The 9367-nt window shown below is 58.8% G+C and carries 6 protein-coding genes; 5 read left to right on the top strand and 1 reads right to left on the bottom strand.

From position 1 onward, the window contains the following. Window positions 1–508: 508 nt before the first annotated feature. The 5 genes from smc (at window position 509) to GQF00_RS04370 (ending at window position 8878) form a co-directional block, all read left to right on the top strand. Window positions 509–4006, top strand: a complete 3498-nt coding sequence (gene smc, locus GQF00_RS04390) for a chromosome segregation protein SMC (protein ID WP_161317900.1) — start codon at window positions 509–511, stop codon at window positions 4004–4006. Between the two features lie 72 nt (window positions 4007–4078). Next, window positions 4079–4999 (top strand): cell division protein ZipA, encoded by a 921-nt coding sequence (gene zipA, locus GQF00_RS04385; protein WP_161317899.1) that lies wholly within the window; start codon window positions 4079–4081, stop codon window positions 4997–4999. Window positions 5000–5182: 183 nt separating this feature from the next. Continuing rightward, complete coding sequence (gene ligA / locus GQF00_RS04380; protein WP_161317898.1) at window positions 5183–7516, top strand: NAD-dependent DNA ligase LigA; 2334 nt, start codon at window positions 5183–5185, stop codon at window positions 7514–7516. Further along, a complete protein-coding gene (locus tag GQF00_RS04375) occupies window positions 7513–8097 on the top strand; it encodes a transglycosylase SLT domain-containing protein (protein WP_035234563.1) in 585 nt (194 codons plus the stop codon). Before ligA ends, GQF00_RS04375 begins: the two co-directional genes overlap by 4 nt. Before the next feature lie 352 nt (window positions 8098–8449). Next, window positions 8450–8878, top strand: coding sequence for a hypothetical protein (locus GQF00_RS04370; RefSeq protein WP_161317897.1), 429 nt, complete (start codon window positions 8450–8452; stop codon window positions 8876–8878). A 152-nt stretch (window positions 8879–9030) separates the two neighbouring features. Here the strand turns inward: GQF00_RS04370 and GQF00_RS04365 are convergent, their stop codons facing one another. Further along, window positions 9031–9267, bottom strand: a complete 237-nt coding sequence (locus GQF00_RS04365) for a YheU family protein (protein WP_161317896.1) — start codon at window positions 9265–9267, stop codon at window positions 9031–9033. Window positions 9268–9367 lie beyond the last annotated feature (100 nt).

Genomic DNA, 9367 nt, shown 5'->3' with positions numbered 1-9367 from the left:
GTCGACGCGCTGCGCGCGGTTCGTCCCTCGAGAGGAACTCCTACAGTGACCTCTGGGCGGAGGTCGGAGCTGCTGTAGGAGCTCCTCTTGAGGTGCGAATCCGAGTCCTGACGAGGAAAAGGAGAGTTACGAGTCACGAGAAGTGAGTTTCGAAACCCAAAAACCTGCCACCGGTGGTGTTTGCCTTACGAAACTCGTGACTCGTAACTCGCTTCCTCACCTTTGCGGTGGAACCACCGCTTCCGCAAGACCAAGGGGCAGCGTTAAGGCCGGGCAGGACCCCGAAATCATCAAATTCCGGTAAAACCGCCGCCGGTTTTTGGCATGTTGCGTGCTGCGTGAAGCCTGTTGCGGCTTTATCGGTATCTCGCCTGATGAATTCGACTGCGGTTGTCGCTAGACTTACCCCTTTTAATGCCCGCGGTGCGCCGTAATGGCATCCGTGGGCGGCGGAAATGGTTGTTTTCGCCCAATTTTTGGCCAGCTGGCCCGAGTTTAAGCAGACACTATGCGACTGAAATCCATAAAACTGGCCGGGTTCAAATCCTTTGTGGACCCTACCACCACCAATTTCCCGGAAAACCTCACCGCGGTGGTGGGGCCCAACGGGTGTGGGAAGTCCAATATCATTGATGCGGTTCGCTGGGTAATGGGCGAATCCTCTGCCAAGCACCTGCGTGGTGAGTCCATGGCGGACGTGATCTTCAATGGTTCCAACGCCCGCAAGCCGGTGGCCCAGGCCTCCATTGAACTGGTGTTCGACAACTCCGACGCCACCGTCACTGGCGAATACGGCAAGTTCAACGAAATTTCTGTCAAGCGTCAGGTGACCCGGGACGGCCAGTCCAACTACTTCCTCAACGGCACCAAGTGCCGCCGCAAGGACATTGCCGACATCTTCCTGGGTACCGGCCTTGGCCCGCGCAGCTACGCAATCATCGAGCAGGGGATGATCTCCCGCTTGATCGAGGCCAAGCCGGAAGAGCTGCGGGTCTACATTGAAGAAGCCGCCGGCATCTCCAAGTACAAGGCACGGCGCCGTGAGACCGAGAACCGTATCCGCCGTACCCGCGAGAACCTGGAGCGTCTCACCGATATCCGTGATGAGCTGGGGCGCCAGCTGGAGCGCTTGAGCCGTCAGGCCAGTGCTGCGGAAAAATACAAGCAGCTGAAGGAAGAGGAGCGCCTGAAAGGGGCGCAACTCAAGGCCTTGCGCTGGAAAGGCCTGGATACCCAGGTGAAGCAGCTGGACCACGTGATCGGCGAGCTGGACGTGTCCATGGAAGCGAAAGTGGCGGAGCAGCGCCATGTGGATGCGGAAGTGGAGCGCCTGCGCGAGAAACATCACGAGGTGCAGGAGCACTTCAATGGGGTGCAGCAGCACTTTTACGCCCTGGGTGCCGAAGTGGCCCGCCTGGAACAGAACATCCAGAACCAGCGTGAGCGCAAGCAGCAGCTGTACGAAGAGCTGGACCAGATCAACGCCAGCTTCCGCGAGTCTGATGAACACCTGAAGATGGACACCGAGAAGGTGGCCGAACTGGATGCCATTCTGGCCGACCGTGAGCCGGAGCTTGAGCTGCTCAGCGAGCAGCAGGAAGCCTCTAATGAGGCCTTGGCCATGGCAGAAGAAGCCATGCAGGGCTGGCAGCAGGAATGGGAAGAATTCAACAGCAAGTCCGGTGAGTCCCGTCGTCAGGCCGAGGTGGAGCAATCCCGTATCCAGCATCTGGAGAAATCCCAGGAGCGGCTCAATGACCGGATTGAGCGCCTCAAGAAGGAACAGGAATCCCTGGACGCGGGGCCGCTGGCCCAGGAAATGCGTCAGCTGGAAGAGCAGGTGGAGCAGTTCCGCGCCCAGAGTGAAGAAAGCGAGCTACGCAGCGAGTCCCTGCAGGAAGAAATTAACCAGATGCGCCGTGAGAACGGCGACCGCGGCCGCCAGCTGGAAGAGGCCCGCGAGAAGCTGCAGACCCTGAAAGGCCGTCGCACGTCGCTGGAAGCCTTGCAAAAAGCGGCCATGGGCGACGATGGCGCTGTCAGTGACTGGCTCAACCGCCATGAACTGGACGATGAGCCGCGTCTGGCAGATCAGGTGCAGGTGGCCGAGGGCTGGGAAAAAGCCCTGGAAGCGGTGCTGGGCGACGCCATTCAGGCGGTGGCACTTAGCGGTCTGGACCAGGTCAGCGACTGGCTTGGCGATCTGGACCACGGTCGATTGACACTGGTCGGGCCGGCATCCGTGAAGGGCGAGGGGAGTCTGGCTGATTTACTCCGCGACAAGGTAGACGGTCAGGCCCCGGAAGGGCTGCTGGCAGGCGTTTATGTGGCGGACAATCTGGATGCTGCCCTGACCCTGCGTGGCCAGTTGGCCGCTCACGAATCCGTGGTCACCCGTGACGGTATCTGGCTGGGGCCGGATTGGCTGAAAGTTTCCAAAGAGCAGGATCAGGAAGCCGGTATTCTTGAGCGCCGCCGGGAGCTGGAAAGCCTGGAAGACGAGATCGACACCCTTCAGGTCACTGTGGATGAACTCAAGGAGCAGCTGGAAAGCACCCGTGAGCAGATCGGTGAGCTGGAAGAGGAGCGCGAAGAGGTGCAGCGGCAGGCGGCTCGCCTGAACCGGGATCTGGGTGAGATTAATGCCCAGGTCAGCGCCCGTCAGGTGCGCCTGGAACAGATCACCATGCGTCGCGAGCGTCTCGGCAAGGAAATGGAAGAAACCGGCGAGCAGCTGTCGCAGGAAGAAGAACAGATGAAAGAGGCCCGTGCGGTGCTGGCGGAGGCGCTGGACCTCATGGAAGCCGACAGCGGGCAACGTGAGGAGCTGCTGTCCCGTCGTGATGAACTGCGTCTGCGGCTGGATGAATCCCGCCAGAAGGCCCGTCACGACCGTGACCAGTCCCATCAGATCGCCATGGAAGTGCAGGGGGCCAGAACCCAGGCAGATTCCCTGCGTCAGAACCTGTCCCGTCTGGAAGCCCAGGTTCAGGCCATGGCCGAGCGCAAGGCGCTGCTGGAGGAACAGACCCGGGAAGGGGATGAACCTGGCACTGAGTTGCAAGAGCAGCTGGAAGAGAAACTGGAAGTGCGTCTGGAAGCGGAGCACAAGCTCACCGAGGCCCGCCGTGAGCTGGAAGCGGTGGACCACGAGATGCGTAATCTGGAGGGGCAGCGAGGCCAGTTCGAGCGTCAGGCCCAGGAAATTCGCAGCGCCATGGATCAGAAGCGCATGCAGTGGCAGGATCTGAGCACCCGACGTCAGACGGTGGCTGAGCAGCTGTCAGAACTGAATTTCGATCTGAAAACCATCCTCGATAACCTGCCCGAAGAAGCCAACGAGCAGGAGTGGGGGCAGGAGATGGACCTGATCGGCCAGCGGATCTCCCGACTTGGCCAGATCAACCTGGCAGCCATCGATGAGTATGAGCAACAGTCGGAACGCAAGACCTATCTGGACAGTCAGAACGAGGATCTTGAGGATGCGTTGAAGACACTGGAAAACGCTATTCGCAAGATCGACCGGGAAACCCGGTCACGCTTCAAGGAATATTTCGATCGCATCAATCGCGGTCTGCAGGAGCTGTTCCCGAAGGTATTCGGTGGCGGCCATGCCTACCTGGAGCTTACCGGCGAGGATCTGCTGGATACCGGCGTGGCGATCATGGCGCGTCCTCCGGGCAAGCGCAACAGCACCATCCACCTGCTTTCTGGTGGGGAAAAGGCGCTGACGGCCCTGTCACTGGTGTTCAGTATCTTCCAGCTCAACCCGGCCCCGTTCTGTTTGCTGGATGAGGTGGATGCGCCGCTGGATGACGCCAACGTGGGGCGTTTTTGTAACCTGGTGTCGGAAATGTCTGCAAAAGTGCAGTTTATCTACATCACACATAACAAGATTGCGATGGAGATGGCTGCTACCCTGATGGGGGTTACCATGCACGAGCCGGGCGTATCTCGACTGGTTGCCGTGGATGTGGAAGAGGCCGCCGAAATGGCGGCCATGTAAACCAATTTCAAGCGGGAATGATGGGGTGCCGCCGGCGAGCGGCCTGTCAGCGTAAGCAAGGAAGAAGAGGCAATGGGCCTGAACCTGGAAACACTGATTGGAATTCTGGTAATCCTGATTCTGCTGATCCTGGCGGATGGGTTGCGGCGTATGTTCCGCGAACGCCAGGGGCGGCTGCGGATGCGCATCGATCCACGCTTCCGGGATGCACCGGAGGAAGAGGAAAAGGACGATTACCACCCGGAGCTCATCGGGGCTGCGCGGGTGGTGCGTCGTGGCGATGCGCCGGTCTATGCTGATGAGCCTGACAGCGCCGAGCCGGATGTGCTGCCGCCAACCATGATGGAGCCTGATGAGGCTGTCAGTGAGGCCCGTGCGGTTGAGCAACAGAGCCTGTTTGCCGGGGATGATGCATCACAGGGTGATGAGCCGCCTGCCGAACCGGCGGCGCCACCCCGCGCCGAAGCGCAGCCCGAACCTGAGCCTGAACCCGAACCGGCCCCGCGTGTAGAACCGCAGCCTGCCGCACGCAAGCCTGAGCGTCCTCGCGAGCCGCAACCGGTGCTGGAAGTCATTGTGGTTCACCTGATCGCCCGTCGGGGTGAGCCTTTTGATGGTGGAGAGTTGCTGCGCATGCTGCTGGAATCCGGTCTGCGCTACGGCCAGATGAATATTTTCCACCGCCATGTGAAAGTGAATGGGGCGGATCAGTTGCAGTTCTCCATGGCCAATGCGGTAGAGCCTGGCACTTTCGATCTGGACACCATGGAAGAGAAAACCTTTGCCGGCGTGACCTTCTTCATGAAGCTGCCGGGGCCGACTGACGCCATCGGTTCTCTCGACAAGATGCTATCCATTTGCAAGCGTCTTGCCAGCGAGCTGAATGGCGAGCTGAAAGACGAGCAGCACAGTGTGCTGACCCCTCAGACCATGGAACACCTGCGTCAGCGGGTTCAGGAGTTCGAGCGGCGACAGCGGGTGCCGAGTGCTTAAAGGCAGCTGCGAGCTTCGAGCTTTCAGCTACGAGTAAGATCAAAAACGTAGGGCGGAAATTGCGGTGGCAATCTCCGCCGTTTTTTTGGCGGAGATCGGCTTTCGCCGATTTCCGCCCTACGGGCGAAGCCTCAGGGTTTCGTTATTAACTATTCATTATTAACTATTAATTGCCCTCAAAACGTGCCTAATAACAACGACCTTTCCCAAAAAGCCCAATCCCTCCGCGACCAGCTCAATGACTGGTCCTACCGCTACTATGTGCTTGATGATCCTGCGGTTCCTGATGCGGAATATGACCGCCTTTATCGGGAGCTGAAGGCATTGGAGGAGGCCAACCCCGAGCTGGTGACGGCGGATTCGCCGACGCAGCGGGTGGGGGATGTGCCGCTGGATGCCTTTGATCAGGTGCAGCACGAAGTGCCCATGCTCAGCCTTGATAATGTGTTCGAGGATGATGAGCTGCGAGCCTTCGACAAGCGTATTCACGAGCGCCTGGATGTGGAGGGTGAGATTGATTACGTGGCCGAGCCCAAGCTGGATGGCCTGGCGATTTCCCTGCTGTATGAAAACGGGGAGCTGGTGCGTGCGGCCACTCGCGGGGACGGCCAGACCGGGGAAAATATCACCAGCAATGCGCGCACCATCCGTTCGGTGCCACTTACCCTGCGAGGTGATGCGATTCCGGCCCGGCTGGAAGTGCGCGGTGAAGTGGTGATGCCCCATGCCGGTTTCGACCGATTGAATGAACGCCAGGAAGCGGCGGGGCAGAAGGTGTTTGCCAACCCGCGTAATGCCGCGGCAGGCAGCCTGCGCCAGCTGGATTCGCGGATCACGGCCGAGCGGCCGCTGGAGTTTTATGCCTACTCCATGGCGCAGCTGGAAGGCGTGGAAGAGCCGGCGACCCATTCCGGCATGCTCGATATGTTGCGTGGCTGGGGCCTGCGGGTGAACCCGGAGGTGCGGGTCTGCAAGGGCGTGGACGAGCTGCTGACGTTCTATCACGGCATTCTCGACAAGCGCGACAACCTGGATTACGACATCGATGGCGTGGTCTACAAAGTGGACCGCTTCGACTGGCAACGGGATCTGGGTTTTGTCAGCCGTGCGCCGCGCTGGGCCACCGCCCACAAGTTTCCGGCTCAGGAAGAGCTCACCGTACTGAACGGCGTGGACTGGCAGGTGGGCCGTACCGGGGCGCTGACACCAGTGGCTCGCCTCGAACCGGTGTCCGTGGGCGGGGTCACCGTCAGTAATGCCACGTTGCACAACATTGATGAAATCCAGCGTCTTGATATTCGTGTCGGCGATACTGTGGTGGTGTACCGCGCCGGGGATGTGATTCCCAAAGTGGTGCGGGCCATTCCCGAGCGCCGCCCTGACAATACCGAAACGATTTCCCTGCCGTCTCACTGTCCCGTCTGTGGCAGCGATATTCTCCGTGGTGACGGGGAGGTGGTGGCCCGCTGTACCGGTGGTCTGATCTGTGGCGCCCAGCAGCGCGAAGCGATCAAGCATTTTGCTTCCCGGCGGGCCATGGATATTGATGGCCTGGGCGACAAGCTGGTGGATGCGCTGGTGGATCAGGAACTTATTGCCACCATCGCCGACCTCTACCGTTTGAAAGCGGAGCAGGTGGCGGGCCTGGAGCGAATGGGCGAGAAGTCGGCGGATAATCTGATTGCCGCGCTGGAAGCCTCGAAAAAGGTCTCCCTTGGCCGATTCCTCTTTGCGTTGGGCATCCTGCAGATTGGTGAAGAGACGGCCAAGAATCTGGCGGATTGTTTTGGCGATCTGGAAACGATTCGCCGTGCGCCGCCCATGTTGTTGCTGGCGGTGCCGGACGTGGGTATGGAGGTGGCCAAGGCCATCGGCGCATTTTTTGCCGAAGCGGATAACGAGACGGTGATTGACGGTTTGCTGACGGAAGGGGTGTCGCCCCAGTCCAGTGGCGAGCCCTCTGCGGCATTTGCAGGTACCCTGACTCTGGCGCATCTGCTCAAGTCGGCCAAGCGTCTGGGCATGGATCTGGAAGGCATTGGTGACAAGTCCCTGGAGACGCTGGCGAGTCATTACAAGACCGTGGCGGCACTGGTCGCCGGCGCCGCCGAAGGGGCCGGAGCGGAACCCAAGGGGGTACGTTCCGGTGTGATGCTGCAGTTGCGCAAGGCGCTGGCTGAGAATGGCTGGCAGGCGCAGCTGGAGCAGGCCGAGGCCATGGCTGCGGACCTGCAGGCTCGCGCTCCGGCACAGACCGAGAGCAAGCCACTGGAAGGCCAAACCTGGGTACTGACCGGCACATTGGAGCAGTTCACCCGGGATCAGGCCAAGAAGGCGCTGCAGCAACTGGGAGCCAAGGTGGCCGGGTCGGTGTCAAAAAACACTACCATGGTCGCCGCCGGTGCGGCTGCCGGTTCCAAGCTCGCCAAGGCGGAGTCCCTCGGGGTTGAGGTTTGTGATGAGGCCGCGCTGGTGTCGTTGTTTGAAGAACACGGTATTGACCCGGGAGCATTATGAAAATCCGCCTGATGTTGTTGTTGCTGGTAGGGATACTGAGTGGTTGTGCCGGTACGCCTACCAATACCGACAATGTCTGTTCGGTGTTTGACCAGCGAGGTGGTTGGTTCAACAACTGGTACAAATACGCCAAGAACACCGAGAAGGAATACGGTGTGCCGGTACCGGTGTTGATGGCTACCATCTACAAGGAATCCGGGTTTAACGCCAAGGCCAAGCCGCCGAGAACCAAGTTGCTGGGCTTTATACCCTGGAAGCGTCCTTCTACAGCTTACGGTTATCCTCAAGCGCTGGATTCCACTTGGGATCACTACAAGGACGTTACTGGGCGCCGAGGCGCGGACCGCGATGACTTCAAGGATGCTGTGCAATTTGTGGGTTGGTATCACTACCAGAGCTACAAGAAAAACGGCGTTGCCCGCAACGATACCTACAACCTCTATCTCAATTACTATGCCGGTCATGGCGGTTATGCCCGCGGCACCTGGAAGAATAACCAGTGGATGAAAGGCGCAGCCCAGCGCACCGCGCAGATGGCGAACCAGTATCAGCAGCAGATGCGGGGTTGTGGCAGGGGCTGAGTTCAAAGTTGAAAGTTCAAAAAGAACCACCAAAAATCGCTACGAAGCTGCTGTAGGAGCGAGCCTGCTCGCGATCCGAGCCTAAGCGAGGTAAGGATTCCAAAGCCGCATTTCTATCAACTCCCTTCGGTCGCCTCGCTGCGCCCGGATCGCTTGCAGGCAAGCTCCCACAAAAGCAGGCGCGCAGAAAAGCCTTACGATTTATGCCTGCAGGCGATCCGACCCCTGGCGAAGTGAAGGGGGGGTGCCAAACAAACCGGTGAATCGAAGCGCCAAACTTGGTAGGTTAGGCAAAACCTTTATCGCGTTGCATCTCGCAACTTGAAATTAGCTTCTGCAGTTAAGGTGTTTCTTGGATAACGAATCCATCGTTTACGGTTGTATCAAACATTTGCCGTTCGGCTCCATTCAGGAGCGCAAGGCGAGCTGTTTCCAGAACCGCAAAGCCATTCGCCAGCTGCCTCAGGCAGATGAGTGGCCGTTTCTGTGCCGGGAAATGTTTTCCGTGCCCGGGGACGACCTCATGGGCGGCACCTTCCAGACCCAGGTGATTCATTTCGGCATGTCCTACCGCGCGGTGGAATACGAGTGGGAACACTGGATTGCCAAGTTCGAGTCCCTGCTCAAGAACATGTACTGGGTGAACGCCGTGGTGCATCTGGAAACCGAACTGTCCGGCTTCCATACCTTTGTCTGGGACAGCGCTGACGTATACCACGAACCTTCCGATATGCCCCTGAGAGTGCGGTGTGAGTGGGCGCGGGAGGGGGCGATTTCGTGAGGCAATTAATAGTTAATAATGAATAATTAATAACGTCGCGAGACGGTTCTTCATGTTTTGAAACGCATGAGGCCGCGCCCAGACTCTGGGCGCGGCCTCATTGCTTTAAGATCAAATCAAATGCTGCTCGCGCAACTATTAATTATTCATTATTAACTATTAATTGCTTCATCCGCCTGCTCTTTCCCCATCACCGAGACGCTCTCCGTCGCTTCATCAAACACCACAAAGGCGTCACCTGTTTTCAGCTGACGACGAACCTGCTCGACCTTCGTGCTGGTGGCAATTTCGGTGTCGCCGTAGTCGGTACCGTCACGGGTGACGAATTCCTCGATAAGGTTGTCGAGTGTGTCGGCGGGAATGTCTTTCCAGGGAACGATGAGAGGCATAAAGACCAATTAATAGTTAACAGTGAATAGTGAATAGCGCAAAAACCAGCTATGAGCTGCGAGCTTCTAGCTGCGAGGCGCGGAACAGCTGTGTAGTTGT

The sequence above is a fragment of the Alcanivorax sp. DP30 genome (genome assembly GCF_009882945.1).
Classification (GTDB): Bacteria; Pseudomonadota; Gammaproteobacteria; order Pseudomonadales; family Alcanivoracaceae; genus Alcanivorax.
Note: the sequence above shows the minus strand (reverse complement) of the source record. Positions and strands in the feature narration are given on the sequence as shown.

Excerpts from the sequence above, each read along its gene's own strand:
- GQF00_RS04375 (WP_035234563.1), top strand. The coding sequence starts at position 7,513 with ATGAAAATCCGCCTGATGTTGTTGTTGCTGGTAGGGATACTGAGTGGT.
- smc (WP_161317900.1), top strand. The coding sequence starts at position 509 with ATGCGACTGAAATCCATAAAACTGGCCGGGTTCAAATCCTTTGTGGAC.
- zipA (WP_161317899.1), top strand. The coding sequence starts at position 4,079 with ATGGGCCTGAACCTGGAAACACTGATTGGAATTCTGGTAATCCTGATT.
- GQF00_RS04365 (WP_161317896.1), bottom strand. The coding sequence starts at position 9,267 with ATGCCTCTCATCGTTCCCTGGAAAGACATTCCCGCCGACACACTCGAC.